General features: G+C 64.8%; 24 protein-coding genes. 15 read left to right on the forward strand and 9 right to left on the reverse strand.

Features of this window, described 5'->3' with window-relative positions; genetic code table 11:
* Positions 1 to 274: 274 nt before the first annotated feature.
* The gene (parE, locus tag E4K65_RS07695; RefSeq protein WP_135173607.1) at positions 275 to 2,317 is read right to left on the reverse strand and encodes a DNA topoisomerase IV subunit B; all 2,043 of its coding nucleotides are present in this window, start codon (positions 2,315 to 2,317) and stop codon (positions 275 to 277) included.
* 273 nt (positions 2,318 to 2,590) lie between these two features.
* On the opposite strand from parE, the gene E4K65_RS07700 reads away from it, so the two are divergent.
* The 4 genes from E4K65_RS07700 (at position 2,591) to argC (ending at position 7,805) form a co-directional block, all read left to right on the forward strand.
* On the forward strand, positions 2,591 to 3,121 hold the full coding sequence (locus E4K65_RS07700) for a DedA family protein (RefSeq protein ID WP_135173608.1): 531 nt from the start codon (positions 2,591 to 2,593) through the stop codon (positions 3,119 to 3,121).
* A 131-nt stretch (positions 3,122 to 3,252) separates the two neighbouring features.
* Positions 3,253 to 5,913 (forward strand): DUF3857 domain-containing protein, encoded by a 2,661-nt coding sequence (locus tag E4K65_RS07705; protein WP_135173609.1) that lies wholly within the window; start codon positions 3,253 to 3,255, stop codon positions 5,911 to 5,913.
* 243 nt (positions 5,914 to 6,156) lie between these two features.
* Positions 6,157 to 6,825 carry an FMN-binding negative transcriptional regulator gene (locus tag E4K65_RS07710; RefSeq protein WP_027542629.1) on the forward strand — a complete coding sequence of 223 codons (669 nt, stop codon included), beginning with the start codon at positions 6,157 to 6,159 and terminating at the stop codon, positions 6,823 to 6,825.
* The gene (gene argC / locus E4K65_RS07715; RefSeq protein WP_135173610.1) at positions 6,822 to 7,805 is read left to right on the forward strand and encodes an N-acetyl-gamma-glutamyl-phosphate reductase; all 984 of its coding nucleotides are present in this window, start codon (positions 6,822 to 6,824) and stop codon (positions 7,803 to 7,805) included. Before E4K65_RS07710 ends, argC begins: the two co-directional genes overlap by 4 nt.
* 84 nt (positions 7,806 to 7,889) lie before the next feature.
* Here argC and E4K65_RS07720 read toward each other — a convergent pair whose 3' ends face one another.
* The 3 genes from E4K65_RS07720 to E4K65_RS07730 all read right to left on the reverse strand — a co-directional run bounded on the left by E4K65_RS07720 (position 7,890) and on the right by E4K65_RS07730 (position 10,592).
* A complete protein-coding gene (locus tag E4K65_RS07720) occupies positions 7,890 to 8,240 on the reverse strand; it encodes a hypothetical protein (RefSeq protein ID WP_135173611.1) in 351 nt (116 codons plus the stop codon).
* An 82-nt stretch (positions 8,241 to 8,322) separates the two neighbouring features.
* Complete coding sequence (locus tag E4K65_RS07725; RefSeq protein ID WP_092182395.1) at positions 8,323 to 8,721, reverse strand: MAPEG family protein; 399 nt, start codon at positions 8,719 to 8,721, stop codon at positions 8,323 to 8,325.
* A gap of 62 nt (positions 8,722 to 8,783) precedes the next feature.
* A complete protein-coding gene (locus tag E4K65_RS07730; protein WP_167770603.1) occupies positions 8,784 to 10,592 on the reverse strand; it encodes a PHA/PHB synthase family protein in 1,809 nt (602 codons plus the stop codon).
* 254 nt (positions 10,593 to 10,846) lie between these two features.
* Between E4K65_RS07730 and E4K65_RS07735 the strand changes: the two genes are divergently transcribed.
* The 5 genes from E4K65_RS07735 to E4K65_RS07755 all read left to right on the forward strand — a co-directional run bounded on the left by E4K65_RS07735 (position 10,847) and on the right by E4K65_RS07755 (position 15,932).
* Positions 10,847 to 11,122: a hypothetical protein gene (locus E4K65_RS07735; RefSeq protein WP_092182391.1), complete on the forward strand. Its 276-nt coding sequence runs from the start codon at positions 10,847 to 10,849 to the stop codon at positions 11,120 to 11,122.
* Between the two features lie 215 nt (positions 11,123 to 11,337).
* On the forward strand, positions 11,338 to 12,558 hold the full coding sequence (locus E4K65_RS07740) for an LL-diaminopimelate aminotransferase (protein ID WP_135173612.1): 1,221 nt from the start codon (positions 11,338 to 11,340) through the stop codon (positions 12,556 to 12,558).
* A gap of 29 nt (positions 12,559 to 12,587) precedes the next feature.
* On the forward strand, positions 12,588 to 13,904 hold the full coding sequence (locus E4K65_RS07745; protein WP_027542636.1) for a homoserine dehydrogenase: 1,317 nt from the start codon (positions 12,588 to 12,590) through the stop codon (positions 13,902 to 13,904).
* 159 nt (positions 13,905 to 14,063) lie between these two features.
* Entirely contained in the window at positions 14,064 to 15,065 is a 1,002-nt protein-coding gene (glpX, locus tag E4K65_RS07750) for a class II fructose-bisphosphatase (RefSeq protein ID WP_135173613.1), read from the forward strand.
* 147 nt (positions 15,066 to 15,212) lie between these two features.
* Positions 15,213 to 15,932: a haloacid dehalogenase type II gene (locus tag E4K65_RS07755; protein WP_135173614.1), complete on the forward strand. Its 720-nt coding sequence runs from the start codon at positions 15,213 to 15,215 to the stop codon at positions 15,930 to 15,932.
* Positions 15,933 to 15,963: 31 nt separating this feature from the next.
* On the opposite strand, the gene E4K65_RS07760 is transcribed toward E4K65_RS07755, so the two are convergent.
* The 5 genes from E4K65_RS07760 to E4K65_RS07780 all read right to left on the reverse strand — a co-directional run bounded on the left by E4K65_RS07760 (position 15,964) and on the right by E4K65_RS07780 (position 19,791).
* Entirely contained in the window at positions 15,964 to 16,386 is a 423-nt protein-coding gene (locus tag E4K65_RS07760; protein ID WP_135173615.1) for a cupin domain-containing protein, read from the reverse strand.
* A 41-nt stretch (positions 16,387 to 16,427) separates the two neighbouring features.
* On the reverse strand, positions 16,428 to 17,171 hold the full coding sequence (locus E4K65_RS07765) for an SDR family oxidoreductase (RefSeq protein ID WP_135173616.1): 744 nt from the start codon (positions 17,169 to 17,171) through the stop codon (positions 16,428 to 16,430).
* 265 nt (positions 17,172 to 17,436) lie between these two features.
* The gene (locus E4K65_RS07770) at positions 17,437 to 18,408 is read right to left on the reverse strand and encodes an MBL fold metallo-hydrolase (RefSeq protein ID WP_135173617.1); all 972 of its coding nucleotides are present in this window, start codon (positions 18,406 to 18,408) and stop codon (positions 17,437 to 17,439) included.
* A 124-nt stretch (positions 18,409 to 18,532) separates the two neighbouring features.
* Complete coding sequence (locus E4K65_RS07775; protein ID WP_135173618.1) at positions 18,533 to 19,015, reverse strand: bleomycin resistance protein; 483 nt, start codon at positions 19,013 to 19,015, stop codon at positions 18,533 to 18,535.
* A 110-nt stretch (positions 19,016 to 19,125) separates the two neighbouring features.
* On the reverse strand, positions 19,126 to 19,791 hold the full coding sequence (locus E4K65_RS07780; RefSeq protein ID WP_167770604.1) for a GntR family transcriptional regulator: 666 nt from the start codon (positions 19,789 to 19,791) through the stop codon (positions 19,126 to 19,128).
* Positions 19,792 to 19,907: 116 nt separating this feature from the next.
* Between E4K65_RS07780 and E4K65_RS07785 the strand changes: the two genes are divergently transcribed.
* The 6 genes from E4K65_RS07785 to E4K65_RS07810 all read left to right on the forward strand — a co-directional run bounded on the left by E4K65_RS07785 (position 19,908) and on the right by E4K65_RS07810 (position 26,303).
* Positions 19,908 to 20,702, forward strand: coding sequence for an enoyl-CoA hydratase/isomerase family protein (locus E4K65_RS07785; RefSeq protein ID WP_135173620.1), 795 nt, complete (start codon positions 19,908 to 19,910; stop codon positions 20,700 to 20,702).
* A gap of 9 nt (positions 20,703 to 20,711) precedes the next feature.
* Positions 20,712 to 21,971, forward strand: a complete 1,260-nt coding sequence (locus tag E4K65_RS07790; RefSeq protein WP_135173621.1) for a CaiB/BaiF CoA transferase family protein — start codon at positions 20,712 to 20,714, stop codon at positions 21,969 to 21,971.
* Positions 21,972 to 22,022: 51 nt separating this feature from the next.
* The gene (locus E4K65_RS07795) at positions 22,023 to 23,015 is read left to right on the forward strand and encodes a Bug family tripartite tricarboxylate transporter substrate binding protein (RefSeq protein WP_135173622.1); all 993 of its coding nucleotides are present in this window, start codon (positions 22,023 to 22,025) and stop codon (positions 23,013 to 23,015) included.
* A 251-nt stretch (positions 23,016 to 23,266) separates the two neighbouring features.
* Positions 23,267 to 23,749 carry a tripartite tricarboxylate transporter TctB family protein gene (locus tag E4K65_RS07800; RefSeq protein WP_135173623.1) on the forward strand — a complete coding sequence of 161 codons (483 nt, stop codon included), beginning with the start codon at positions 23,267 to 23,269 and terminating at the stop codon, positions 23,747 to 23,749.
* Between the two features lie 11 nt (positions 23,750 to 23,760).
* The gene (locus tag E4K65_RS07805; RefSeq protein WP_135173624.1) at positions 23,761 to 25,302 is read left to right on the forward strand and encodes a tripartite tricarboxylate transporter permease; all 1,542 of its coding nucleotides are present in this window, start codon (positions 23,761 to 23,763) and stop codon (positions 25,300 to 25,302) included.
* The gene (locus E4K65_RS07810) at positions 25,299 to 26,303 is read left to right on the forward strand and encodes a 4-hydroxythreonine-4-phosphate dehydrogenase PdxA (RefSeq protein ID WP_135173625.1); all 1,005 of its coding nucleotides are present in this window, start codon (positions 25,299 to 25,301) and stop codon (positions 26,301 to 26,303) included. The genes E4K65_RS07805 and E4K65_RS07810 overlap by 4 nt, the downstream gene beginning before the upstream one ends.
* Positions 26,304 to 26,348: the final 45 nt, after the last annotated feature.

Raw genomic sequence — 26,348 nt, forward strand, 5'->3', positions numbered from 1 at the left:
GTCGGAATTGCAAAAAGATATGCGTTTTCAGATTGTTACGTGAATTTGAAAATCTTCGGTTCGGGTAAGGTTTCGTTAGTGAGCGCAGCTTTGTCCGAAACGGAGGCAGTCCTGCCTCAGCCCAGGCCCCTGTGAGTCGCTGGCCGAGTCGCGGGCTGGCGTGCGGCGAGTCGCGGCGGCGTGGCGCATCAAGCGCCGGGACAGGGCGGTATCGTCTCCACCAATGAAAAAGCCCCGGACTTGAGCCGGGGCTTTTTGACGTGAGCGCACCAGGTCAGACGTCCAGCAGATCCTCATTGGCAAATTCGGCCTTGTCCGAGATGAACGCGAAGCGCGCCTCGGCCTTGGTTCCCATCAGGCGCTCCACCGAATCCGCCGTGGTGTCGCGGTCGTCGGCCAGCAGGACCACCTTCAGCATGGTCCGCTTGGCCGGATCCATGGTGGTCTCCTTGAGCTGCGCCGGCATCATCTCGCCGAGGCCTTTGAAGCGGTTCACCTCGACCTTGGCGTTGGCGTTGAACTCGCTCTTGATCAGCGCCTCCTTGTGCGCGTCGTCGCGGGCGTAGACCGACTTCGAGCCGTGGGTGAGCTTGTAGAGCGGTGGCACCGCGAGGAAGAGATGGCCCTCGTCGATCAGCCGCGGCATCTGCCGGTAGAAGAAGGTGATCAGCAGCGAAGCGATGTGGGCGCCGTCGACGTCGGCGTCGGTCATGATGATGATGCGCTGATAGCGCAGATCCTCTTCGCGATATTGCGCCAGCGTGCCGCAGCCGATCGCCTGCACGAGGTCAGAGAGCTGGGCGTTCGCCGTCAGCTTGTCCTTGCCGGCCGAGGCGACGTTGAGGATCTTGCCGCGCAGCGGCAGCACGGCCTGGGTCTTGCGATCGCGCGCCTGCTTGGCGCTGCCGCCGGCCGAGTCGCCCTCGACGATGAAGAGCTCTGAGCCTTCGGTGCCGGCATCGCTGCAGTCGGCGAGCTTGCCGGGCAGGCGGAGTTTCTTGCCCGCGGTCTTGCGCGCCGTCTCCTTCTCCTGGCGGCGGCGCAGGCGCTCCTCGGCGCGGTCGATCACGAAGTCGAGCAGCTTGTTGGCCTGGTTCGGATTGCCCGAGAGCCAGTGGTCGAACGGATCCTTCATCGCCTGCTCGACGATGCGCTGCGCTTCCGCCGTGGCGAGGCGATCCTTGGTCTGGCCCTGGAATTCAGGCTCGCGCACGAACACCGAGAGCATCACGGCCGCACCGACCATCACGTCTTCCGACGTAATGGACGACGCGCGCTTGCCCTGGCCGACGCGCTCGGCGTGATCCTTCAGGCCGCGCAGCAGCGCGCTGCGCAGGCCCGATTCATGCGTGCCGCCATCGGGCGTCGGCACCGTGTTGGTGTAGGACGAGAGGAAGCCGTCGGCATCCGCGGTCCAGGCGACAGCCCATTCGCAGGCGCCATGCGCGCCGTTGCGGCCCGACTTGCCGGAGAAGATATCGGGATGCACCAGCGTGTCGGCGTGGATCGCGGCGGCGAGATAATCCTTCAACCCGCCGGGGAAGTGGAACGTCGCTTCCGCCGGCACGTCCTCGACGCCCTTGAGCAGCTCGGGCGCGCAGTTCCAGCGGATCTCGACGCCGCCGAACAGATAGGCCTTGGACCGCGTCATCTTGAACAGGCGCTGCGGCTTGAACGCGGCCTTGGCGCCGAAGATGTCGGTATCGGGCTTGAAGCGCACGCGCGTGCCGCGGCGGTTGTTGATCTTGCCGAGATCCTCGAGCTTGCCCTTGGGGTGCCCGCGCTCGAACGTCATGCGGTAGAGTTTCTGGCTGCGCGCGACCTCGACCTCGAGAAGGGAGGAGAGGGCGTTCACCACGGAGATGCCGACGCCGTGCAGGCCGCCCGAGGTCTCGTAGACCTTGCTGTCGAACTTGCCGCCCGAATGCAGCGTGCACATGATGACTTCGAGCGCCGACTTCTTCGGAAACTTCGGATGCGGATCGATCGGGATGCCGCGACCGTTGTCGGTGACGGTGAGAAAGCCGTCCGCGCTGAGGTCGACGCCGATGAAGGTCGCGTGCCCGGCCAGCGCCTCGTCCATCGAGTTGTCGATGACTTCGGCGAACAGGTGATGCAGCGCCTTCTCGTCGGTTCCGCCGATATACATGCCGGGCCGGCGCCGCACCGGTTCCAGGCCTTCGAGCACCTCGATGTCCGCCGCGGTGTAGTCGGCTTCCGCGCCGCCCGCGCGTGGCGCCGCCTTGGCAGCGCGGGGCTTGGGCTCGTCGCCACCGAAAAAGTCGTCTTTTGCTTTGGGCTTCAACTGTTTGGACATGAATCTTGATGCGTTTTGAGGGCCGCGCTGGCGGCGAATCGGTTCGGGCGACTATGACACGGCTGGCCCGGAAAGGTCACCGCAGGGCCAGCCGGCGCCGGGGTTGGGGGCTAATCCCGGCGATTTTACGCCGCGGGTCGCTCAGTTGCCGGCAATTTGACAGCGAGGTCCACGCTCAGCCGGACTTTGTGACTTGATGTCACACAAGTCCCTGGCTTACCAGTCTTTTTCACTGAGCAGGACCTTGAGACGGGGCGGGAAGGCTATTCTGGCATGGAGCAGTTTGCGCACGCACTGACCGACTTCGTGCGCGCGCACGAGGCTTGGGCGGCTCCGATCGTCTTCCTGCTGGCGTTCGGGGAGTCGCTCGCCTTCATCTCGCTGCTGATCCCGGCCTGGGGCGCACTGGTGGCGATCGGCGCCCTCATCGGGGTGAGCGGCATCAGCTTCTATCCGGTGTGGATTGCCGGCGGCATCGGCGCGGCGCTCGGCGACTGGGTCTCCTATTGGTTCGGCTACCGCTACAAGGAGAAGGTCGCGCAGATGTGGCCGCTCTCGCGTTACCCGGAACTCCTGCCCAAGGGCGAGGCCTTCGTGCGCAGCTGGGGCGTACCCAGCATCTTCATCGGCCGGTTCTTCGGCCCGTTGCGCGCCTCCGTGCCGCTCGCCGCGGGCATTTTCGAGATGCCCTATTGGAGCTTCCAGGTCGCCAATTTCGTCTCGGCGCTGGTCTGGTCGGCGGCGCTGCTGCTGTTCGGCGACGTGATCGCCAAGATCATGGAATGGATCTGGCGGGTGATCTGATTGAGCCTGGTTCGCGACCCATATGGCTCGTCGGAGCCGGAGAAATTTAAAAGTCGTTCATTTTGAGAGTGTCGGTGGTAATTTTCGCTTGCTAGTTGAGCTGCGGAATTGGCAGGCCGGGCGCTCAACAGATGATCGTACGAATTTATTCAGCCTTCCTGGCGGCGTTGCTGCTGCTGTCGCCATGCACGAAATCGGATGCCGCGGAATCATCGGGCCTGGATGCGAGGCCCGGCTGGATCGACCCGGGTTGGCGGCGAACGGTCGCCCGTCATACCGTTACATTCGACGAGACCGGGCTGAGCAACGAGGTCTTCGAGTTCGAGATCAAGGCGCTCGACGAGAAGGGCGCCGAGGCGATCGCGCAACAGAGTTTTCAGTACAACAGCTATTTTGACGAATTGTCGTCAACGGAGCTTGCCACCCTCAAGGCCGATGGCAGCGTGATCGCGGTCGACGAGCGTGCCATTCGCGATCAACCGGCCTCGACGGATTCCTCTTCGCCCTATTTTGACGAAGTCCGCAACCGGATCATCGCCTTTCCGCATGTTGCCCCCGGCGACAGCATCCGCGGTCGTCTTGTTTACAGAGCGAAGCAGGCGAGATTTCCAGGCGAGTTCGCGCGCGTGTGGAGCGAGCCCGCGAGCCAACCGCCCGAATTGCTCGAAGTGATCGTGGACGGACCGGCATCGAGACCGTTGCGGATCGCACAGCGCAATGTCGAGCACTCGGAAGAGAGGGGCAACGATCGCATCGTCCATCGCGCGCGTTTCCGGCAGGACACGCCGAGGCCCGGCCAGATCGACGATGAGACTCTCTCATACGCCGCGCGTTTCGAGGTGAGCACGTTTGCCGATTATGCGGCTTTCGCGGCGGCTCTGAACGCCCGCAACGCGCCCATGGCGCGACCGGACGAGAAGATCACACGACTTTCGCGGGAGATCGTCGGCGAGGCGACGGGCTCGCGGGCGAAGGTCGAACGCATCTACAATTGGGTGGCCCGCAATATCCGCTACGTCGGAATTGGACTGGAGGACGGCGGCTGGACCTCACAGCCGGCCTCTGCCGTGCTGGCCTCGCGCTACGGCGATTGCAAGGCGCATGCGACACTGTTCAAGGCGCTGCTTGCTGCGCAGGGCATAGAGGCCAATCTGGTCGCGGTGAACGCGGGCGCGAGATACACGCTCACCGAAGTGGCGACGCCGAATTTTGACCACGCGATCGCTTACGTCCCGGAGATTGACCAGTATCTCGATCCGACAGCCTCCCTCTTCGCCTTCGGGGCGCTGCCGCCGGAGCTTGCGGGCAAGCCGGTCCTCAACGTCGACAAGGGCACCATGGGGCGGATCCCCCTGATCGGGGCGGCACGGTTCGTCCTGGCGGCGGAAACGAACTACGTCCTGGACAGGGACGGGAAGCGCGAGGCACGGTCGATCCTGTCCGGCACCGGTATCGGCGCGCAACTGGGACGCGTGTTCGCGCAAGGACTGGACGACACGGACCGGCGCATGACCGCCAGGAATCTGATTGAGCAGGCCGGCCTGGCCGGCAATGGCGACTACACCTATCCCAATCCGCGCGAACTGACCGACGAGTTCGCGATCACGTCCACGTTTCAGATTACCAAGCCGGTCGGTCTCGACCGGCCAAACCGCGTCAGGATGCTGCCTTTGACCGATCCGAGGCGATCGCTGCTGCGGCTGGCCGTGCGCCAGTCCAATGGTCGGCCTTTCAGCTGCCGGCCGATGGAATACCGCGAGGCCGCGTCACTGACGATTCCCGATAACGTCTTCTTTTACGAGAAGCCCGCGCCGATCGACTATTCGCAGACATTCGAAGGCCGGACGGGCTACGGATCAGTCCGCGGCCGGATCGAGGTTCGCGGCACCATCGACCTCGATGGCAAGATCATCCGCTCCAAGGCCGTCCTTCGCCTTACGCTCGACGCGCCGGTCTGTCCGGCGGAGTTCGCCGCGATCATCGAGAAGGGCTTCGACAAGCTCGACGAGTTCAAATACGCGCCGATCGGCCTCACCCCGAAGGGAGCGTTCTCGGTCGTTGAAGCCAGCGCCGACTACACCGAGGGGGCGAACGCCTACCTTGCTCACGATTTCGAACGCGCGATGGAGCGGTTGAAGCCGCTCGCCGAAATCGGCAACGCCCGTGCGCAGGCCCATGTGGGGGCGATGTATCGGGACGGAAGCGGAACCAAGCGTGATGCCGGGGAGGCGGTCAAATGGTTTCGCCTGGCCGCCGAGCAGGGCGATCCCTATAGCCAGGAGCAACTTGCTTACCTCCAGGAAGATGGGCCGGCGCAAGTTCGCGACGTGAAGCAGGCGGCTGATTGGTACGCCAAGGCGGCGGAGCAGGGGAGGGCCTACAGCCAGATGCGCCTTGCCGCCATGTACCGGGACGGCCGCGGTGTTCCACAGGACCTTGCCGCGGCCTTCGATCTGTTTTCGCGGGCGGCGGAGCAGGGCAACAGCTACGCGCAGATGAGTCTCGGCCTGTTGCACATCAAAGGGCAGGGCGTGCCGCAGGACCTTGCCAAGGGCATATCCCTGCTGCGCATGGCCGCCGAGCAGAACGACAGCTCCGCTCAATACAATCTGGGCTGGGCCTATGAGAGTGGTACCGGTGTGCCGAAGGACGCACAGCAGGCAATCCAGTGGTACACCAAGGCGTACGATCGCGGAAACGAGCAGGCAGGCGCTCATCTTTACGAACTGACGCGCAGCGGCGGTTCCTTCTGGGGCTCGCTCTTCGGTCGTCTCGGCCTCGCTCGATGGTAGAGGGCGGCACTCCCGATCGTTCCGCACCTTGACGATCGGCCGATATGGCCTTATAGCCGCGCGCCATGATCAACGCCGCGACCATTCTGTTCGCCCGTCGCCGCCGCCGCTCTTTAGCGGTTTGGGCGGTCGATCGCGTTTGAGATCATCGTCTTTGCCGCTGGATCCGATCCGCGGCATTCTCTCTCCTGTCAGCGCGATCTGATCCGGCGGCCCCCCGAGGAGGCCCAGCAGGAGACCACGATGTACACGCCACCCTTTTTCAAGCAGGACCGCGCTGCGAGCCTGAAATTCGCAAGCGAGCGCGGCTTCGGCACGATGTGCGCCTTCGACGGCCACAAGCCGGTCGCCTCGCCGCTGCCGTTCTACCTGACCTATGCCGCCGACGGCACGCCGCAGGCCGCCTTTCATGTTGCCCGTCACAATCCGCTGCTAAAGCTTGCGGATGGCGCAACCTCCTGGCTGCTCGCGGTCAACGGCCCCGATGCCTATGTATCGCCCGACTGGTACGTCTCGCCGGATCAGGTGCCGACCTGGCTCTACCAGTCGGTGCATCTGAGCGGGCCGGTGAAGCTGTTGTCGGACGACGAGCTGGCGGTGCAGATCGACACGCTCAGCGACAAGTTCGAGAACTGGTTGTTGCCGAAGAAGCCGTGGACATCGGCGAAGATGACGGCAGGCCGGCTGGAAGCGTTGAAGAAGGGAATCGTGGGTCTGGTCATGACGGTTGAAGAGGTCGAAGGCAGCTTCAAGCTCAACCAGCACAAATCGGACGCCGACTATACCGCGATCGCCAACGCGCTCGGTGCGCAACCCGCTGCCGACGCCAGAGAGATTGCACAACTGATGCAGGACGTGAGGCCGGAAGCCTTCGCGGCCGAAACCAACAAGCTCGAAAGGAGCGTGCCATGAGCCTTACTGAGACCAAACAGGCCCCGAAGGCGGGCGCAGCGACCAAGCCCGCCACCGTCTTCGTCGACGGCGGCTCCGGCACCACCGGGCTCGGCATCAACGAGCGGCTGAAGCTCCAGAGCGACGTCACCGTGAAGACGATCGCCGACGACAGGCGCAAGGATCCCGCGGCGAAGAAGGCGCTGATGGAGGAGGTCGATCTCGTCATCCTCTGCCTGCCCGACGATGCCGCGAAGGAAACAGTGGCGCTGGTCGACAGCATGGGCACGGCGGCGCCGAAGGTGCTGGACGCTTCCACCGCGTACCGGGTCGCGCCCGACTGGGCCTACGGCTTTCCGGAGCTGACGCCGGACCAGGCCAGCAAGATCAAGGCCGCGAAGAAGGTCTCCAATCCCGGCTGCTATCCGACCGGTGCGATCGCGCTATTGCGGCCGATGGTCGATGCCGGCCTGTTGCCGCCCGATTATCCCGTCACCGTCAACGCGGTGAGTGGTTATTCCGGCGGCGGCAAGTCGATGATCGCGAGCTTTGAAGACGGCAGCGCGCCGTCCTTCGAGCTCTACGGCCTCGGCTTCGAGCACAAGCATCTGCCGGAGATGCAGCTCTATTCGAACCTGACGCGGCGGCCGATCTTCATTCCCTCGGTCGCCAACTACCGGCAGGGCATGCTGGTCTCGGTGCCACTCCAGCTCGACACGCTGCCGGGCAAGCCCAGCGGTGCGGACCTTCAGGCCGCGCTGGCCAAGCGTTACGCCGGCTCGAAATACGTCTCGGTGATGCCGCTCCAGAACGAGGCGACCAAGGGCGGCAAGCTCGAGCCGGAGGCGCTCAACGAGACCAACATGCTCGAGCTCCACGTCTTCGCCAGCGACAAATATCACCAGGCGGTGCTGGTCGCGCGGCTCGACAATCTCGGCAAGGGCGCCTCGGGTGCGGCCGTGCAGAACATGCGGCTGATGCTGGGCTTGTCGGAGGAGTAGGGCAGCCTCGTGCCCCGGACGCAGCGCAACGCTTCTTCGGCGTGATGCGCTGCAGAGCCGGGGCCTGGCGCAACGCGCCGTCACTCACTGCAAAACAATGTCGGCTGGAAACGGTCGAACAGGGCGGCCGGCGCAAACATTCTTGCGGGCCGCCACGGCCTCGCGGCGATACGTCTCGAGGTCGCCGAGCAAGCGGTCGGAGATTTCGCAGACGTCCCGATGGTCGTTCGCATAATCGACCGCGGCGCTCCAGGCGCGCGAGGCCCGGATATAGGCGTCGCAGCGGTCCGACATCAAGGCGCGCGTCGTCGGTTTTGAGGCTTCGACAGCCTCGCTGCGCAGGCTTCGCAATTCAGGGCATGGCGCCTGCGCGCCGGCCTCGCGACATGATCCGGCGAGCGCGAGTACCGCGAGGACTGGCAAAAGGATCCGCATCGGGATTCCCCCGCTTCGGTTGCTACCGTGCGAGGATATCTTTGGATTGCAGCAGCGTCCAGCGACCCTCGACGCTGCTGTTTCAAACCACCTTGAAGATCGCCAGCGCCAGCACGGCCTGCGCGAGGAAGCCGACGGTAAAGGCCAGGGTGCGGAACACCGGGATTCCCATGGCGTAGACGATCAGATGTGCGACGCGCGACCAGAAGTAGACGGCGCAGGCGAGCACGGTCCATTTCGTGGAATAGTCGATGGCGTTCAGGATCAGCACCAGCGGCGCGAACAGCACGAGGTTCTCGACGGCGTTGTCATGCGCGAACATCAGGCGGTTCGCCCATTCCGACTGCGGCTTGTCGCCGCGCGAGGGATTGGCCAGCGCGCCACTGAGACCTCGAACCTGGCAGCGGTTGATGGTGTAGGGAATCCAGAGGATCCCGGTCAGGATCACCGTCAGTGTCAGCCAGAACAATTCGCGCGTCATGGTGCGGTCCCCTCTCTCGTCGCAGTGCTAAAGGCGAGCTTATACAAGCGCAGGAGATTCCGCTATGCGCGAACCCTGACATAGCTGCCGGGCGCATCCTCGATCGGGGGGAGCGTCTCGCTGCCGACTGTGCGCGCCGGGACTTCCTCGGGATCGAGCTCGCCCAGCCATTGCCGCCAGTCCGGCCACCACGAGCCCTTGTGCTCGACCGCGCCCTTCATCCACTCGGCGACGTTGACGTCCTTGATGTTGTCGTTGGTCCAGTACTGGTACTTGTTCGAGGCGGGTGGGTTGACCACGCCGGCGATGTGGCCCGAGCCGGACAGCACGTATTTCACCGGGCCGCCGAAGAACTGCGAGCCGTACAGCACCGACTCGGCCGGCGCGATGTGGTCCTCGCGGGTGGCGAGGTTGTAGACGGGCACCTTGACCTTGGAGAGATCGAGCAGCGTGTTGTCGAGCACCATCGTGCCGGTCGACAGCCGGTTCTCCAGATAGCAATTGCGCAGGTAATAGGAATGGTTCGACGCGGTCATGCGCGTCGCATCCGAATTCCAGTGCAACAGGTCGAACGCGCTCGGCTGCTGGCCTTTCAAATAGTTGCTGACGACATAGGACCAGATCAAATCGTTGGAGCGCAGCATGTTGAAGGCCATCGCCATCTTCGAGCCTTCGAGCACGCCGGCGGCCCTCATGTCCTGCTCGAGCGATGCGATCTGCTCCTCGTCGACGAACACAAGGAGATCGCCGGCATGAGTGAAGTCGACCTGCGCCGCGAAGAACGTCGCGGACGACACGCGCTGGCGGCGTTTCTCGGCGAGCCAGGCCAGCGTGGTCGCGAGCATCGTGCCGCCGACACAATAGCCGGCGGTGTGCACCTTCATCTCGCCGGTGACCTTCTCGATCACGTCCATTGCCGTGAGCGGGCCTTCCTTCATGTAGTCTTCCCAGCTCTTGTTGCCGAGCCGCTTGTCGGGATTGACCCATGAGATCACGAACACGGTGATGCCCTGGTCGACGCACCACTTGATGTAGGATTTCTCCGGCTTGAGATCGAGGATGTAGAACTTGTTGATCCAGGGCGGCACGATCAGGAGCGGGGTGCGCAGCACGTTCTCCGTGGTCGGAGAATACTGGATGAGCTGCATCATCTCGTTCTGGTAGATCACCTTGCCCGGCGTCGTCGCCATGTTGACGCCGACGAGGAGATTGTCCGGGTTGGACTGGCGGATCTTCAGCATGCCCTTGCCGGCGGCGATGTCCTCGGCCAGCATCTTCAGGCCGCGCGCGAGATTGTCGCCGCTGCTCGCCACCGTCTCGCGCAGCACTTCCGGATTGGTCAGCACGAAATTCGAGGGCGACAGCGCGTTGGTGATCTGCTGGACGTAGAACTCGGCCTTGCGGCGGGTCTGCGGATCAAGCCCCTCAGCGTCGCGCACCAGCTCCTGCGCCCATCTGGTGGTGAGCAGATAGAGCTGCATCACGAAATCGAAGAACTGGTTCGACTTCCATTCCGGGTCGGCAAAGCGCTTGTCGCGCGGCGAGGGCGCGATTGCGGGCGGGGCCTCCTGACCGGCCATGCGGCGCGCCGCCGACCCCCAGAGGTCGAGATAGTCCTTGGCGAGCTTGGTCTGGAGATCGGAGGAGCGGGACGTGTCCGACAGCCAGTATTCGGCAACCGATGTGAAGGCCTTGACGGCTTCGGTGAGCTCGGCCGGCGGACGGTCCTGCACCTCGCCGCTCTCGCGCGGCTTGAGGAAGGCGGCCAGCGCCTTGCCGCCGCTCTCCATCGCCCGCGCGACATTCATCGCGAAGGCTTCCGCATCGAACTTCGTCTCGGGTTTGGGCGTGTCGGTCGTGGCCATACTCATGCGCAGAACAGTAACGATTCATTCCGTATTCGTCACCGCGAAGCTCGCATCTTTGACGTTAAACACTCTCGAAGATGTGTTGCACTGCGACAAATTTTCTTGGTTCCGTCACAATCGAGCCGCACCGCTCGGCTTGGTAGCACCGGGCTGTTTTCTCGCTCGGACCATTTGGGCAGCAATGGTTTGAGCTTGGGCGTGGTCTTGGGTAAGGTTGCCCGGGGCCGTGCTTTGGGACGAGTAGGGGAATTTCCCAAGTGTTGGCGTTGAGGGACCTGCAAAAGTCGCTGCTGATCGGTGGCGCGCTGCTGAGCGTGGCGTTCGCGCTGGGCGGCTGTTCGAGTCAGCTCGCGGATATGACGCCTGCGGATGCGCAGGCGCATGCCCGGGAGCCCGGCAGCTATCTGCCGGTGCATGATCTGCCGCCGGAGCGCGATCAGGCGGTCATTCCGCCGGACCAGCGCGCCAAGATCGAGGCCGAGCTTGCCGCCGCGCGCGACCGCCAGGCGGTCGCCGCCAAGGACGCCAAATGAGGCGGTGCAAGGTAATCGCTGGCGCGACCGCCTTGGCGTGCTAAAAAGACCTCTGTTCAGCCGAGAGTCAGGGCGAACGACTTCAGCCTTCGTCGTCGAAAATTGCTCTAAGCATTTGATTTGGAGTAATTTTTGCGAAAGGGGCGGCTCGTCTTCGAACGGCCGTCCTAGCTTGTCGATTCTGTCCTGACCGGGTGCCCGGAGCCCAGAGAGCCATGGAAGAGTTTTACCGCATCCGCCGCCTTCCGCCTTACGTGTTCGAGCAGGTCAACCGGGCCAAGGCGGCCGCGCGGAACGCTGGTGCCGACATCATCGACCTCGGCATGGGCAATCCGGACCTGCCGGCGCCGCCGCACGTGCTGGAGAAGCTCAAGGAGACGCTCGGCAAGCCCCGCACCGACCGCTACTCGGCCTCCCGTGGCATCCCTGGCTTGCGCCGGGCCCAGGCCGGCTACTACGCCCGCCGCTTCGGCGTGAAGCTCAACCCCGACACCCAGGTGGTGGCGACGCTGGGCTCGAAGGAGGGCTTTGCCAACGTGGCGCAGGCGATCACCGCGCCGGGCGACGTCATCCTCTGCCCCAACCCGAGCTACCCGATTCACGCCTTCGGCTTCTTGATGGCGGGCGGCGTGATCCGCTCGGTGCCTTCCGAGCCGACGCCGCAGTTTTTCGAGGCGGTGGAACGGGCGATCGTACATTCGATCCCGAAGCCGCTGGCGCTCGTGGTCTGCTATCCCTCGAACCCGACCGCCTATGTCGCGAGCCTCGACTTCTACAAGGACCTCGTTGCCTTCGCGAAGAAGCACGAGATCCTGATCCTGTCCGATCTCGCCTATGCCGAGGTCTATTTCGATGAGAACAACCCGCCGCCCTCGGTGCTCCAGGTGCCCGGCGCGATGGACGTCGCCGTCGAGTTCACCTCGATGTCGAAGACCTATTCGATGGCCGGCTGGCGCATGGGCTTTGCGGTCGGCAATGAGCGCGTGATCGCGGCGCTCGCCCGCGTCAAATCCTATCTCGATTACGGCGCCTTCACGCCGGTGCAGGTCGCCGCGACCGCCGCGCTGAATGGCCCCGACGATTGCATCAAGGAGATGCGCGACACCTACCGCAAGCGCCGTGATGCGCTGGTGGAATCGTTCGGCCGCGCCGGCTGGGAGATTCCGCCGCCGGAAGCCTCGATGTTCGCCTGGGTGCCGCTGCCGGAAGCCTTCCGCAGCGTCGGCAGCATGCAGTTCGCGACCCTGATGGTGGAGAAATCCGGCGTCGCGGTGTCGCCCGGCGTCGGCTTCGGCGAGCATGGTGAAGGATATGTCCGCATCGCCATGGTGGAAAACGAGCAACGGATCAGGCAGGCCGCGCGCGGCGTGCGCCGCTTCCTTGAAAGCGGCATCGAAACGTTGCACAACGTCGTTCCGCTCGCCAACCGGCGCTAATTCTCTTCGACAGGTTTTCGATAAGCATCATGGTCGCACCCCTGAAAGTGGGCATAGCGGGGCTCGGCACCGTGGGTGCCGAAGTCGTCCGTTTGATTGAAACGCAGGGACGCGTGCTCGCGGGCCGCAGCGGCCGCGGCATTCGCGTCGTCGCCGTCACCGCGCGCTCGAAGGCCAAGAAGCGCGCTGTCGACCTGCGCGGCGTCGAATGGGTGAAGGATCCGATGGCGCTCGCCACGCATCCGGAGGTCGACTGCTTCGTCGAGCTGATGGGCGGCGCCGGCGATCCCGCGCTCTCCGCGGTCGAGGCCGCGCTCAATGCCGGCAAGTCCGTCGTCACCGCCAACAAGGCGCTGCTGGCCAAGCACGGCCTGAAGCTCGCCAAGGCCGCCGAAAAGCACGGCGGCGCGCTGAATTTCGAGGCAGCCGTCGGCGCCGCGATCCCCGTCATCAAAACGTTACGCGAGGGCCTGGCGGGAACCGGCATCAACCGCGTCTACGGCATCCTCAACGGCACCTGCAATTACATCCTGACGCGGATGGAGCAGGAGGGTCTCTCCTTTGCCGAGTGCCTGAAGGATGCGCAGCGGCTCGGCTATGCCGAGGCCAATCCGTCCTTCGACGTTGACGGCCACGACACCGCGCAAAAACTCGCCATTCTCGCCAGCCTCGCTTTCGGCACGAAAGTTGCTCAAAGCGCGGTGTATGTCGAAGGTATCTCCTCCATCGCGCCGGAAGATCTTCGCGCGGCTGCCGATCTCGGCTACCGCGTCAAGCTGCTCGGCGTTGCCGTCCGCACCGCCAAGGGCATCGAGCAGCGCGTGCATCCGACCATGGTTCCAAAATCCTCCTCGATCGCGCAGGTGATGGGTGTCACCAATGCGGTCACGATCGATGGCGAGGGCATTCCGCCGATCACGCTGGTCGGCCCCGGTGCGGGCGGTGCTGCGACCGCATCCGCCGTCGTCGCCGATATCGCCGATGTCGCGCGCGGCATCCGCGCCAATCCGTTCGGCCGGCCGATCTCGCATTTGCGCGACACCAAGAAGGCGCCGATGGAGCGCCACGAGGGCGGCTACTACATCCGCCTGCTGGCGCGCGATTTCCCGGGCACGGCGGCCGCGATCGCGACCCGGCTGGCAGAACAGAAGATTTCGATCGAGTCGATCGTGCAGCGTCATCCCAATGGCGGCGCTGCGCCGGCGAACGGCAAGGCGGTCCCCGTGCCCGTCATCCTGATCACCTATGCGACGCACGAGGACGCCGTGCGCCGCGCGCTCGCCGCCGTGCAGCGCGACAAGGTGATCAGCGGACGGCCGCAGGTGATCCGGATCGAGAAGAACTGAGCATGCTCCGGACCCGGAGGGCCGCGCCAGCGCAAAAGTGTGAAGCGGTTTTCCGGAAAGGGCAGGCTCAAGCAATGACACGGTTCGAACGAACTGTGGGTGTTACGAGTTGATGCGGGCGGAGATTTCCGTCCAGAACCGTTTCGAAGGAGTTAGCCGATGTCGACCCATATTTCAGTCCCGCCGCACGCGTTGCTCGAGCGCATCCTCACGCTGGAGATCGTGCGGGTGACCGAGCGGGCGGCGGTGTCTTCGGCGCGGCTGCGCGGCCACGGCAACGAGAAGGCGGCCGACCAGGCCGCCGTGGACGCGATGCGGCGCGAGCTCAACAAGCTGCCGATCGAGGGCACCATCGTGATCGGCGAGGGCGAGCGCGACGAGGCGCCGATGCTGTTCATCGGCGAGAAGGTTGGCATGAATGCCGGCCCGCAGGTCGACATCGCGGTCGACCCGCTCGAAGGCACCACGCTGTGCGCCAAGAACATGCCGGGCTCGATTGCCACCATGGCGATGGCCGACGGCGGCACGCTGCTGCACGCTCCCGACGTCTACATGCAGAAGCTTGCGATCGGACCGGGCTACGACAAGGGCATCGTCGATCTCGATGCAACGCCGGCTGACAACGTCCGCCGCCTCGCCAAGGCCAAGGGTGTCCAACCGGACGGCATCACCGTTCTCGTGCTCGACCGTCCGCGCCATGCCAGCATCATCGAGAGCGTGCGCTCGACGGGTGCTGCCGTGCGCCTCATCACCGACGGCGACGTCGCCGGCGTGATCCATTGCGCCGACCCCGACAACACCGGCGTCGACATGTATCTCGGCACCGGCGGTGCGCCGGAAGGCGTGCTTGCGGCCGTGGCGCTGCGCTGCATCGGCGGCCAGATGCAGTGCCGCCTCATCCTCGATTCCGACGAGAAGCGCGAGCGCGCCGCCAAGATGGGCGTCAACGATCCCAAGATGATCTACGGCATCGAGGACATGGCGCGCGGCGACTGCCTGTTCGCCGCCACCGGCGTCACCACGGGCTCGCTGCTCTCGGGCGTCAAGTTCCGCAAGGACGGCGTGATCGAGACCGAGACGGTGGTGATGCGCTCCGTCACCGGCACCGTGCGCTACATCAAGGCCGAGCACCGCGAGCTGGCGAAGTTCCACCTGGATTGAGCAAGGCAATACGACTGCCGTCATTCCGGGGCTCGCGCAGCGAGAGCCCGGAATCCATCGGGCGGCAGAGTCCGAGGTGAAATGGATTCCGGGCTCGATGCTGCGCATCGCCCCCGAATGACAACAAGAACAATCAGGGAAGCGCCCATGTCCGATCTCACCGCCGTCAAAGCCCTGGTCTTCGACGTGTTCGGCACCGTGGTCGACTGGCGCACCAGCCTGATCACCGACTTCATGTGGTGGAGCAAGCAGCGCGGCATCAGCGCCGACTGGACCGCCCTCGTCGACGGCTGGCGCGGCATGTACATGGCCTCGATGGACGACGTGCGCAAACATCCCGAGCGCGGCTACGTCATGCTCGACGATCTGCACCGCCGCTCGCTGGAAAAGCTGGTCGCGCAATTCTCGATCAAGGGCCTCACCGAGGCCGATCTCGATTACCTCACCAAGGGCTGGCATCGCCTGCATCCCTGGCCCGACAGCGTCGCGGGGCTGACGCGGCTGAAGTCGAAATTCGTCATCTCGCCGCTGTCGAACGGCAACGTCGCGCTGCTCACCAACATGGCGAAGTTCGCCGGCCTGCCGTGGGACCTCGTCATGTCCGCGGAGCTGTTCGAGCACTACAAGCCCGATCCCGAGACCTATCTCGGCGCTGCGCGCCTGCTCGGCCTCAAGCCGGGCGAGGTGATGATGGTCGCCGCCCACAACGGCGATCTCGCCGCCGCGCAGAAGAACGGGCTCAAGACCGCGTTCGTGGCGCGGCCGACGGAGTATGGGCCGTTGCAGAAGGTGGACTTCGAAGCCACCGGCAACTGGGACATCGTCGCCAGGGATTTTGGCGGCATCGCCGACAAGCTCGGCTGCTGATATCTAGCGCTGAGGCGCCTGGGCCCGCGCTCTACTTCACGATCGGCGTCGTCAGCTCGGTGTCGGTTGTGTCCACCACGAAGACGGCCAGTAGCTTCGCCGGCTCGGTATCGCTGGCGTTGGTGCTGACGGCATGGCGATCGCCGGGCTTCTCGAAGAAGTTCTCTCCCTTGTGAAACACCTTGGCGGGCTCGTCGTTGACCTGGCTTCGTATCGCTCCCTCGAGCACCGTGGCATAGATGAACGCGGAGCGCGCGTGGGTGTGAGCCGGTGAGGAGCCTCCGGGACCATACTCGACCAGCACGCCCTTCATGCTCTTGCCGGGGGCGTTCGGCAGGACCTGGTCGAACACGACGGTCACTTTGGCCGACTTCGCGGCCGGCTGCGTCTCGGCTGCATGGGCCGCGAGGAGGAATGCGGCGTAAGCCGCCGTTGCGATCAGCAATCTGCGCATGGGAGTTCCTTCATTGCCGTGGTTGCAGCGACCTTGGGACGTCAGGCCGTCGCGAGCCATGTTGCGAGCGGCGTTTTCCCGAGCCGCGCCTCGCCGAGCGGGACCAGCGAGGTATCCGCGATGGGAGAACCGTAATACGGAGCCTTGGCGTCTCCCACCACCGGGCGGCTATCGCCGGACGCTTTCAGGCGGCGCGCAACGAACTCGTTGAAGGGAGCTTTTTCCGGTCCCGCGATATCGATCGTGCCGTTGAGCGGACGTCCCGTCGCGACGTCCGCGAGGGAAGCGACCACGTCGTCGGATGCGATCGGCTGAAACAACGCCGATGGCACGACGATCCGGCCGTCGGCCGCGCCCGTCTCGGCAATGGCGCCGAGGAATTCAAAAAACTGCGTGGCGCGAACGATCGAGTAGGGGACCGGAGATGCCTTGACGATGGTCTCCTGCGCGAGCTTGGCACGAAAATAGGCGATGTCGGGCGAGCGATCGGTTCCCACGATCGACAGCGCGACATGATGCTTGACGGAAGCTGCAGCCTCGGTCGCGGCGAGGTTTTGGCTCGAACGCTGGAAGAATTCGAGCACGGCGGCGGGCTCCCAGGACGGCGCGTTGGCGACATCGACCACGACATCCGCCCCCGCCAGCGCGTCAGCGAGGCCTTCCCCGGTCACGGCGTTCACGCCTGTTTTCGGGGATGCCGCGACGACCACGTGGCCTTGCTGCTTGAGCCTCGCAACGAGCTTGGATCCGATCAGTCCGCTGCCGCCGATCACGACGATCTTCATGGCATGTCTCCTGAGCATTTTGCGAGCGTGAGCGGCGCAAGACCAAAAGGGCGTCACGCGCTCACGTCGATGAAAGTGATGCCAAGGGACTCTTACCCGAGCAGTGAGGCGAACTCTTGCCTGGAACGGGCCTGCCTTGCCGGAAAATGCTCCAGAAGGGTCGTTGTGCCGCGACGGGAACCGGTCAGGGATCATTCCCCTCTGTCGGGCAGATCAAGCGAACGGCCCGGGCCGCACATGCGCGACCCGGGCTTGATGTCGCTGACTACAACGTCATCTGCATCGGTTCGGGATAGTAGTGGAAGCCGTCGCCGGCCTTGGCGACGTGGCCGTAGCCGGGCCAGGCGAAGTGATAGGACATCACGGGCGTCTTGTTGGCCGCCAGCATGGTGAGCAGCTTGACGCGCGACTCGGCTGCCTGCTTCGGGTCGGTGTCGTAGGAGAATTCCATCCGCGGCCGCTCCAGCAGCAGCACCGAATGGTGCGAGAGGTCGCCGAGGAAGGCGAAGGACTTGCCGGCCGAGCTGACCAGGAAGATGGTGTGGCCGACGGTGTGACCGGGCGCGGCGATCGCCTGCACGCCCGGCAAAAATTCCTGGCCGTCCTTGAAGAACACGATGCGGTCGCGGACCGGCAGCAGATTCTTGCGGGCGTGAACCACGAAGTCCTTGGCCGCGCTGCCGAGCTTGCCTTCGTCGGTCCAGAAGTCGAAATCGGTCTGGGAGATGTAGATCTGCGCGTTCGGAAACAGCGGCTTGTTGTTGGCATCCACGATGCCGCCGATGTGGTCGATATGCGCGTGCGAGCAGACCACGGCATCGATGTCCTCCGGCTTGATGCCGGCTTCCGCCATGCTCTTCTGTTGGCGGCCGGTGGTGGCGCCGAACATCTTGGAGCTGCCCATGCCGGTGTCGAACAGGATAAGCTTGTCGCCGGTGTTGACGATCGGGGAGTTCTGCTCGAGCACGACGTTGTCCGGCGACAGGAAATTGTCCGCCAGCATCTTCTTCACCTCTTCCTTGGGAACGCCGGTGAAGGTCCCGGAGGGATCGCCGAGCGGCAGCGGTCCGTCGGAGACGACGGTCACTTCGGCGTCGCCGAGAACGAAGCGGTGCCAATAGGGAGTCTGGGTGCCGAGTTTGGGAGCGCGGGCAAGCGCGCTGCCGCCGAGCATTGCGCTGGCGCCAAGGCCAGCCCCCAATGCGAACAGGGATCGACGTGAGACATCGAGTGTCATGCGTTTCCTCCGCCTTTGTCTTCTGTTTTGCGCAACTTTGCGCGCGCCATCGCAATGCAATCAACGATTGTGTCGCGATTGTGTCTCCTGATCGCGCGATGCGGCAGGAACGAATCTTTTTGCGTCAGGATGGCGTGCGCGTGCCCAGGCGTTCGACGAAGCGCACGAGGTAACCATCCGGATCCTGGACGAGGAATTCACGCTGGCCGAATTCCTGATCGCCGACCCGATACCAGGCTTCGTTCGGCTGCTCGTAGAGCGGCCATTTGGCATCGCCGAGCGCCCTCAGCATGGGATCAATGCGATCGACGACCATCTGGAAATTGACGCCGCGTCCGAATGGCCGCTGCATCTCGGCCGTCTCCCAGCGTCCATTCAATTCGCAGAGCATGACTTGCAAGCGTCCTCTGACGAGATACGCAAATCGCGCATCGGGGCGATCATAGGCGAGCTCGAAGCCGAGCAAGTCGCGCCAGAACGGCAGGCTGGCTTCAATGCTGGAAACGCCGAGTTCGGGAACGAGATCGGCAAAGCCGCCTTGCGGTGCGCTTCCCGTGCTGTCGGAGGTCGCACGAGCGACGGGGTCTGAGGGCAGCGGTCTGTTCATTGCGGCGTCGCCTGATCTTATGACCGATCTTCGAGGCGGTTATCGCAGCGAAGCGGCGCGAAGGCCAGACGCCGAATGGGTCGAACGAATGCTCGCCGGGCAAGCCCGCCTCACGCGATCCGCAGCGCGAGGTCGCTTGCTTCCGTCTCGGCAAAGCCCGCCTGCAAGACCTCTTCGCGCTTATGGCGCAGATGCGCTCGCAGGATGTGCGAGAGGCCGGCACCGTCGCGCCGCTGCAGCGCGTTCAGGATCGCCTCGTGCTCCTTCACGGCGAACGCCCAGCGCTGCGGTGTCATCGGCGTGACGTAGCGCGCGCGGCGAATGCGCGCGGTCACGGAGGCGTAGAGGCCGGTCAGTGCGGGATTTCCCGCCGCGGCGACGATGGCTTCGTGAATGGCGCGGTTGCCGCGATAGTACTGGATCAGGTCGCCCTCGCGATAACGCTGCACCATGTCCGCGTGCGCGGCGGCGATCTCGCCGATCTCGGCGTCGTTGATGCGCTCGCAGGCGAGCTCGCCGGCGAGGGCTTCGAGGCCCTGGCAGACCTCGAACAGGTCGCGCATGTCCTTGTCGGTCAGCTTTGCCGCGCGCGAGCCGCGATGGGGCAGGAGCTGCACGAGGCCTTCGGCCGCGAGCACCTTGAGCGCTTCGCGCAGCGGCGTGCGCGAGATCTGGAGCCGGTCGCACAGCTCGCGCTCGGGGATCCGCGCGCCCGGCGGGATCTCGCCGTCGAGCAGGATGGCGCGGATGCGGCCGACGACCTCCTCGTGAAGCATGGCACGCGACTCCTGTTTGAATGCAAAAACGAAGTAATCGGTCGAAATCTGGAAGTTCCAGCTTGCTAATCCCAAATTTTGCATTCAAAAATGTAAAAAACAAGAGGATCGAGGAAATGGACCTGGCTGCGGAGGCGGACGACCTCGTTTTTGAATGCAACGACGGCATCGGGCGGATCACCTTCAATCGCCCGGAGGCGCGCAACGCCTTCACCTTCGCCATGTACGAGCGCCTCGCGGCGATCTGCGAAGAGGCCAACCGCGATCAATCGATCAAGGTGCTCGTGCTGCGTGGGGCCGGCGACAAGGCCTTCGCCTCGGGCACCGACATCAACCAGTTCCGCGAATTCAAGACGCCGCAGGACGCGATCGACTACGAGAACCGGATCGATCGCGTGCTCACTACGCTCGAACAGTGCCGCGTGCCGACGATCGCCGCGATCAACGGGTTCTGTACCGGCGGCGGGGCGGGCATCGCCGCGGCCTGCGACCTGCGCATCGGCACCAGAAGCGCCAAAATCGGATTTCCCATTGCCCGGACACTCGGCAACTGCCTGTCGATGTCCAATGTCAGCCGTCTCACCGCGCTCATCGGCGCCGCGCGCGTCAAGGATCTGATCTTCACCGCGCGCCTCATTGACGCCACCGAAGCCGCCAGCGTCGGGCTGCTCGGCGAGGTCGTCGAGGATCTTGCCGCCCTCGAAAAGCGCGCCGACGAGGTCGCCCGGCTGCTGGCCGGCCACGCGCCGCTGACGCTGACCGCGACCAAGCAGGCGGTGGCCCGCCTGCAAAAGCGGCTGACGCGGGACGAGGGCGAAGACCTCATCCTGATGTGCTACACGAGCCAGGATTTTCGCGAAGGGCTCGACGCTTTCCTCAACAAGCGCGCGCCGCAATGGCGCGGCCAATAGGACGGGCCGATGCAAAGCGATCGATCGCAGTCCACCTCTCGCCGTTCGGGACCGCTTGCCGGCCTCAAGGTCATCGATCTCACCCATGTCATGGCGGGCCCGACCTGCACGTTGATGCTCGCCGACATGGGCGCCGACGTCATCAAGATCGAGAAATGGCCGAACGGTGACGACACCCGCCATTCGGTGCCGCCGAAGATCGGCGAGGAGGCAGCCTCCTTCCTGATGATGAACCGCAACAAGCGCGGCATCGTACTGGACCTCAAGACCGATGGCGGCAAGAAAGTGCTGCGGCGGCTGATCGCCGACGCCGACGTGCTGGTCGAGAATTTCGCGCCGGGCGCCATGGAACGCCTCGGCTTCGGCTACGAAGAACTGCACAAGCAGCATCCAACGTTGATCTACTGCTCGCTCTCGGGGTTCGGCCGCACCGGCCCCTACAAGCACCGCCGCGGCTTCGATCTGGTCGCGCAGGCGATGAGCGGCATCATGAGCTTCACCGGTGAGCGTCCGGATGGGCCGCCGGTGAAGTGCGGCCCGCCACTGTCCGACATCACCGCCGGCCTGCTCGCGAGCATGGGCATCCTTGCCGCCTATACGCATCGCCTCAAGACCGGCGAAGGGCAGTGGGTCGAGACCTCGCTTTACGAGGCGGCCCTGGTGCAGACCTACTGGCAGTCCACGATCGCGCTGGCCGCAGGCACCGCGCCCCGCGCGATGGGCTCGGCGCATCCGCTCAACGCGCCGTATCAGGCCTTCGAGGCCTCGGACGGCTGGCTGGTGGTCGGCGGCGCCAACAAGAAGCATTGGCTCTTGATGCTCGAGGCGCTCGGTGCAAGCGAGCTTGCCGCCGATCCGCGCTTCGTCACCGGGGCCGACCGCATGGCGAACCTGAAGGAGCTCGAGGCCGTCCTGAGCGAACGCTTCCGCACCCGTTCGCGGGCACATTGGCTCGCGGCGCTGGACGAGAAAGGCGTGCCGTGCGGCCCGGTGCACGACATGCTGGAGGCGCTGAGCGATCCGCAGACGCTGGCGCGCGAGATGGTCGTCGAGGTCGAGCATTCCACGCTCGGTCCCGTGAAGACGATCGGGCTTCCGGTCAAGTTTTCGGAGACCCCAGGCAAAGTGCGCATCGGTGCGCCGGTCTACGGTGAGCACACAAGCGAGGTGCTGGCCGAGCATGGGTTCGACCAGAAGCAGATCGAAGCGCTCGAACAAGAAGGCGCAATCGTCCTGGCACCAGGGAGGCGCGAGGAACGCGTCGCCTGACCGGACGTCGATACAACGAATAAAACAGAACATAAAAAGCTGGAGGAAATCATGGGTCGGACGTCAACACTTCTGCTTTCCGCAGCCGCGGCCGTGCTCGCCGGCACAGTCCCGGCGTGTGCAGCCTGGCAACCGCAGAAGCCGATCGAGTTCGTGGCCACCGCCGGGCCCGGCGGCGGCACCGACAATCTCGCCCGCGCGGTGCAGAACATTGTCACCAAGTACAAGCTGACGGAGCAGCCCATCGTCGTCGTCAACAAGGGCGGCGGCAGCGGCGCCGAAGGCTATGTCTACGGCAAGGCGTCCGCAGGCGATCCCTACAAGGTGATCTTCGGAACGTCGAACGCCTGGCAGCAGCCGCTCGTCTCCAAGGTCGCCTTCAACTACACCGATCTCACCCCGATCGCGGCGATGGCGCAGGACGAGTTCCTGCTCTGGGTCAAGCAGGACGCGCCCTACAAGAATGCGGGAGACTATCTGAAGGCGGCCGCATCGGGCGAATTCAAGATGGGCGGTGCGCAGTCGAAGGACACCGACGAGGTGCTGACCCGCATGATCGAGAAGGCCGGCAAGGTCAAGCTAACCTACATCCCCTTCAAGAGCGGCGCCGAGACCGCCGTGCAGCTCGCCGGCGGACATCTCGACTCCCACGTCAACAATCCCAGCGAGAGCCTCGGGCAATGGCGTGGCGGCACGCAGCGACCGCTTTGCGTTTTCAGCCCGAAGCGGCTGCCGCAGGGCCCCAAGGTCACCGCGACCGAAGGCTGGAGCGACGTTCCGACCTGCACCGAGCAGGGGCTCGACATCAAGCAATATGAGCAGCCGCGGACGGTGTGGCTGCCCGGCAAGGTCACGCCGGACCAGGCCGCGTTCTATGTCGACCTCATGAAGAAGGTGCAGGCGACGCCGGAATGGAAGGACTACATCGAGAAGACTTCGCAGGTCGACACGTTCCTGACCGGCGCCGAGCTCGACAGGTTCATCAAGGAGGACCTCGAGCACGTCAAGCAGGTTGCGGGCGAGCAGGGCTGGCTGGTCAAGTGAGGCAGGCAAACCCCTTCAGCGGCAGGGCGGATGCAGATGACGAATAACGTGGCGGGAAGGTCGCCTGCGGCCATCCTTCGAGACGCCCGCCTGCGGCGGGCCCTCAGGATGAGGTCGCGCTTTGCGGCGAGATATCAGACCCTCATGGTGAGGAGCCCGCCAAAGCGGGCGTCTCGAACCATGCAGGCCGCGCACGTTCGGCAGGCTCCCCACTGCACATGTGATAGCCCAGCCCTCAGAGGTACCACGCGATGATATCGCGCCGCGTTCTTGAATTTGCGACCGCCGTCCTCACCGGCAGCTTTGGTGTGGCTGTCGTCGTGTCCAGCCTCGACAACGGCATCGGCTGGTCGAGCGCGGGGGTGGACGCCGGCACGTTCCCGTTCCTGACCGGCATCATCATCGTGCTCGGAAGCCTCTACAATCTGGTGCGGGGCCTTCTGCCGGCGACGACGCTCGCAAGCGTTCCCGTCGCGATCACACCGATCGAGCTGCGCCGGCTTGCCGGCCTGTTCGTGCCGGCCGCGATCTTCGTGGCCGCGATCCCGCTGGTCGGGATGTACGTCGCCTCAAGCCTGTACGTCTTCGCGGTGCTGGCGATCCCGAGGCACCAGACCGTGCCACGCGCGCTGGCGATGGCAGCGGCAACGGCGCTGGCGCTCTACGTCGTGTTCGAGCGCATGTTCCAGGTCAGCCTGCCGCATGGCGCGCTCGCTGCCGCGTTCGGCATCTGACGGAGAGGCCGATGGATAACCTCCAGGAACTCCTGCACGGCTTCACCATCGCGATCACCGTGCCGCATCTGCTCCTGATGGCGGTCGGCGTGCTGCTCGGCATTCTCGTCGGCGTGCTGCCGGGGCTGGGCGCGCCGAACGGGGTGTCGCTGCTCTTGCCGCTGACCTTCGGCATGCAGCCGGTGTCGGCGATCATCCTGCTCTCCAGCATGTATTGGGGCGCGCTGTTCGGCGGCTCCGTGACCTCGATCCTGTTCAACATCCCCGGCGAGCCGTCCTCAGTTGCAACCACCTTCGACGGCTATCCGATGGCGCGCGACGGCCGGCCGACGACGGCGCTCGCGACCGCCTTCGGTTCGGCTGCGTTCGGCGCGCTGGTCGGCGTCATCCTGATCACCTTCCTCGCATCCTGGGTGGCGCAGGTCGCGCTCGCCTTCGGGCCGCCGGAATATTTTGCGGTCTATTTCCTCGCCTTTGCGAGCTTCGTCGGCATGGGCGGGGCGGCCCCGATCAAGACCGTCGTGGCGCTGGCGATCGGTTTTGCGATCGCCGCCATCGGCATCGACACGGTCTCGGGCAGCGTCCGCCTGACCATGGGCATCGACGAGTTGGTCAAGGGGGTGAACTTCGTCGTCGCGGTGATGGGCCTGTTCGGCATCGGCGAGCTGCTGGTCGCCGTCGAGGAGGAATTTCATGCCCGCGCCGTCTCCTCGAAGATCGATTGGCGCGAGGTGTTTCGTGCGGTCGGCCGCCTGCCGCGGCATAGCGTTGCGCTGCTGCGGAGCGCCGCGATCGGGTGCTGGATGGGGATCACGCCGGGCGGCCCGACCGCCGCATCCTTCATGAGCTACGGCATCGCCCGCCGCTTCTCGCGCCGCGGCCGATATTTCGGCACCGGCGAGGTCGAAGGCATCATCTCGCCGGAGACGGCCGATCATGCCGCGGGCACCAGCGCGCTGCTGCCGATGCTCTCGCTCGGCATTCCCGGCTCGGCGACCGCGGCCGTCATGATGGGCGGGCTCATGATCTGGGGCCTCAATCCCGGGCCGATGCTGTTCGTCGACCAGAAGGATTTTGTCTGGGGCCTGATCGCCTCGATGTATGTCGGCAACATCGTCGCGGTTGCGCTGGTGCTGCTGACCGTTCCGGTCTTCGCCGCCCTGATGCGAATTCCGTTCGTGGTCATCGCGCCCCTGATCGTGATCATCTGCGTCGTCGGCGCCTATTCGGTGTCGAACTCCTATCTCGACGTGGTGATGATGCTCGGCTTCGGAATCGTCGGCTATCTCTTCAAGAAGCTGTTCTATCCGCTGGCGCCGCTGGTGCTCGCGATCGTCATCGGCGACAAGGCCGAGGATGCGTTCCGGCAGTCGATGCTGATGTCGAAGGGATCGCTCGGGATCTTCTTTGCGAACAAGCTGGTGACGTGCCTGATCGTGGCCGGCATCGCGCTGCTGCTGCTTCCGCTCGCGTTGCAGCTCGCGCGTTTGCTGCGCAGGCCCACGCCATCCGCCAGGAATGAGACGACAGCTCAGGAGAAGGTGATCATATGACCGCAAAGCCGCTCATTGCATTGGCGATGGGAGATCCCGCCGGCATCAGCCCGGAGCTGACCGCGAAGCTCGTGGCGGAGAACGACATCCGCGCCCGCAGCCGGCTCGTGGTGATCGGCGACCGCCGCATCTTCGACGAGGGCGCGCGAGTCGCGGGCGTCAAGCCGGACCTGACCATGGTGGAGCAGGGGGCCGACCTTCGATCGGAGCAGGGCGACGCGCTGTTTGTCGATCTTCGCCACCTCGATCCCAGGGACGTCGAGCCGAAGACCGCGACCCTCGCCGGCGGAAAATTCGCGCTGGCCAATTACCGGCATGCGCTCGAACTCGGCCGCGACAGGCGCGTCGATGCCGTCTGCTTCACCCCCTTCAACAAGCAGGCGATGCGGCTTGCCCGCGCCGAGTACGACGACGAGATCGCGTTTTCCGCGGAGGTGGTCGGCCTCAAGACCGCGGCAAGCGAGTTCAACGTGCTGGATCGGCTATGGAATGCACGGGTCACGTCCCACATCCCGCTGAAAGACGTCGCCGCGCGACTGTCCAGGGAACGTATCCATCGTGCGCTCAAGCTGACCGATTCCTGCATGCGCAACGCCGGCTTCGCCAGGCCGCGGATTGCGGTTGCGGGTCTCAATCCTCACGCCGGCGACGGCGGCAATTTCGGCCGCGAGGAGATCGACACGATTGCGCCGGTGGTCGCGGCCGGCCAGCGCGAGGGCATTGCCGCGGAGGGGCCGTTCCCGGCCGACACCGTGTTCCTGCGCGCCAAGGGCGGTGCCTTCGATGCGGTGCTGACGATGTATCATGACCAGGGTCAGATCGCGATGAAGCTGATGGGCTTCGATCGCGGCGTGACCTTGCTCGGCGGCTTTCCATTCCCGATCTGCACGCCCGCGCACGGCACCGCCTACGACATCGCAGGCCAGGGCATCGCATCGATCGGCGCCAGCCGCGCCGCGCTGCTGCTCGCGGCGGAGATGGCCGGGCGCCCTGCTGCGTGACGAGGCGGCGCGCGCCATGTCGCGAGACAGAATTGCACCGAGATC

The sequence above is a fragment of the Bradyrhizobium niftali genome, from assembly GCF_004571025.1.
Classification (GTDB): Bacteria; Pseudomonadota; Alphaproteobacteria; order Rhizobiales; family Xanthobacteraceae; genus Bradyrhizobium; species Bradyrhizobium niftali.

What these genes read in the sequence shown, in the direction of transcription:
- glpX (WP_135173613.1), top strand. Translation starts at nt 14,064, where the DNA reads ATGTCGACCCATATTTCAGTCCCGCCGCACGCGTTGCTCGAGCGCATC.
- E4K65_RS07700 (WP_135173608.1), top strand. Translation starts at nt 2,591, where the DNA reads ATGGAGCAGTTTGCGCACGCACTGACCGACTTCGTGCGCGCGCACGAG.
- E4K65_RS07710 (WP_027542629.1), top strand. Translation starts at nt 6,157, where the DNA reads ATGTACACGCCACCCTTTTTCAAGCAGGACCGCGCTGCGAGCCTGAAA.
- E4K65_RS07765 (WP_135173616.1), bottom strand. Translation starts at nt 17,171, where the DNA reads ATGAAGATCGTCGTGATCGGCGGCAGCGGACTGATCGGATCCAAGCTC.
- E4K65_RS07760 (WP_135173615.1), bottom strand. Translation starts at nt 16,386, where the DNA reads ATGCGCAGATTGCTGATCGCAACGGCGGCTTACGCCGCATTCCTCCTC.
- parE (WP_135173607.1), bottom strand. Translation starts at nt 2,317, where the DNA reads ATGTCCAAACAGTTGAAGCCCAAAGCAAAAGACGACTTTTTCGGTGGC.
- E4K65_RS07755 (WP_135173614.1), top strand. Translation starts at nt 15,213, where the DNA reads ATGTCCGATCTCACCGCCGTCAAAGCCCTGGTCTTCGACGTGTTCGGC.
- E4K65_RS07745 (WP_027542636.1), top strand. Translation starts at nt 12,588, where the DNA reads ATGGTCGCACCCCTGAAAGTGGGCATAGCGGGGCTCGGCACCGTGGGT.
- E4K65_RS07775 (WP_135173618.1), bottom strand. Translation starts at nt 19,015, where the DNA reads ATGAACAGACCGCTGCCCTCAGACCCCGTCGCTCGTGCGACCTCCGAC.
- E4K65_RS07810 (WP_135173625.1), top strand. Translation starts at nt 25,299, where the DNA reads ATGACCGCAAAGCCGCTCATTGCATTGGCGATGGGAGATCCCGCCGGC.
- E4K65_RS07730 (WP_167770603.1), bottom strand. Translation starts at nt 10,592, where the DNA reads ATGAGTATGGCCACGACCGACACGCCCAAACCCGAGACGAAGTTCGAT.
- E4K65_RS07705 (WP_135173609.1), top strand. Translation starts at nt 3,253, where the DNA reads ATGATCGTACGAATTTATTCAGCCTTCCTGGCGGCGTTGCTGCTGCTG.
- E4K65_RS07740 (WP_135173612.1), top strand. Translation starts at nt 11,338, where the DNA reads ATGGAAGAGTTTTACCGCATCCGCCGCCTTCCGCCTTACGTGTTCGAG.
- argC (WP_135173610.1), top strand. Translation starts at nt 6,822, where the DNA reads ATGAGCCTTACTGAGACCAAACAGGCCCCGAAGGCGGGCGCAGCGACC.
- E4K65_RS07780 (WP_167770604.1), bottom strand. Translation starts at nt 19,791, where the DNA reads ATGCTTCACGAGGAGGTCGTCGGCCGCATCCGCGCCATCCTGCTCGAC.
- E4K65_RS07725 (WP_092182395.1), bottom strand. Translation starts at nt 8,721, where the DNA reads ATGACGCGCGAATTGTTCTGGCTGACACTGACGGTGATCCTGACCGGG.
- E4K65_RS07795 (WP_135173622.1), top strand. Translation starts at nt 22,023, where the DNA reads ATGGGTCGGACGTCAACACTTCTGCTTTCCGCAGCCGCGGCCGTGCTC.
- E4K65_RS07800 (WP_135173623.1), top strand. Translation starts at nt 23,267, where the DNA reads ATGATATCGCGCCGCGTTCTTGAATTTGCGACCGCCGTCCTCACCGGC.
- E4K65_RS07805 (WP_135173624.1), top strand. Translation starts at nt 23,761, where the DNA reads ATGGATAACCTCCAGGAACTCCTGCACGGCTTCACCATCGCGATCACC.
- E4K65_RS07790 (WP_135173621.1), top strand. Translation starts at nt 20,712, where the DNA reads ATGCAAAGCGATCGATCGCAGTCCACCTCTCGCCGTTCGGGACCGCTT.
- E4K65_RS07785 (WP_135173620.1), top strand. Translation starts at nt 19,908, where the DNA reads ATGGACCTGGCTGCGGAGGCGGACGACCTCGTTTTTGAATGCAACGAC.
- E4K65_RS07770 (WP_135173617.1), bottom strand. Translation starts at nt 18,408, where the DNA reads ATGACACTCGATGTCTCACGTCGATCCCTGTTCGCATTGGGGGCTGGC.
- E4K65_RS07720 (WP_135173611.1), bottom strand. Translation starts at nt 8,240, where the DNA reads ATGCGGATCCTTTTGCCAGTCCTCGCGGTACTCGCGCTCGCCGGATCA.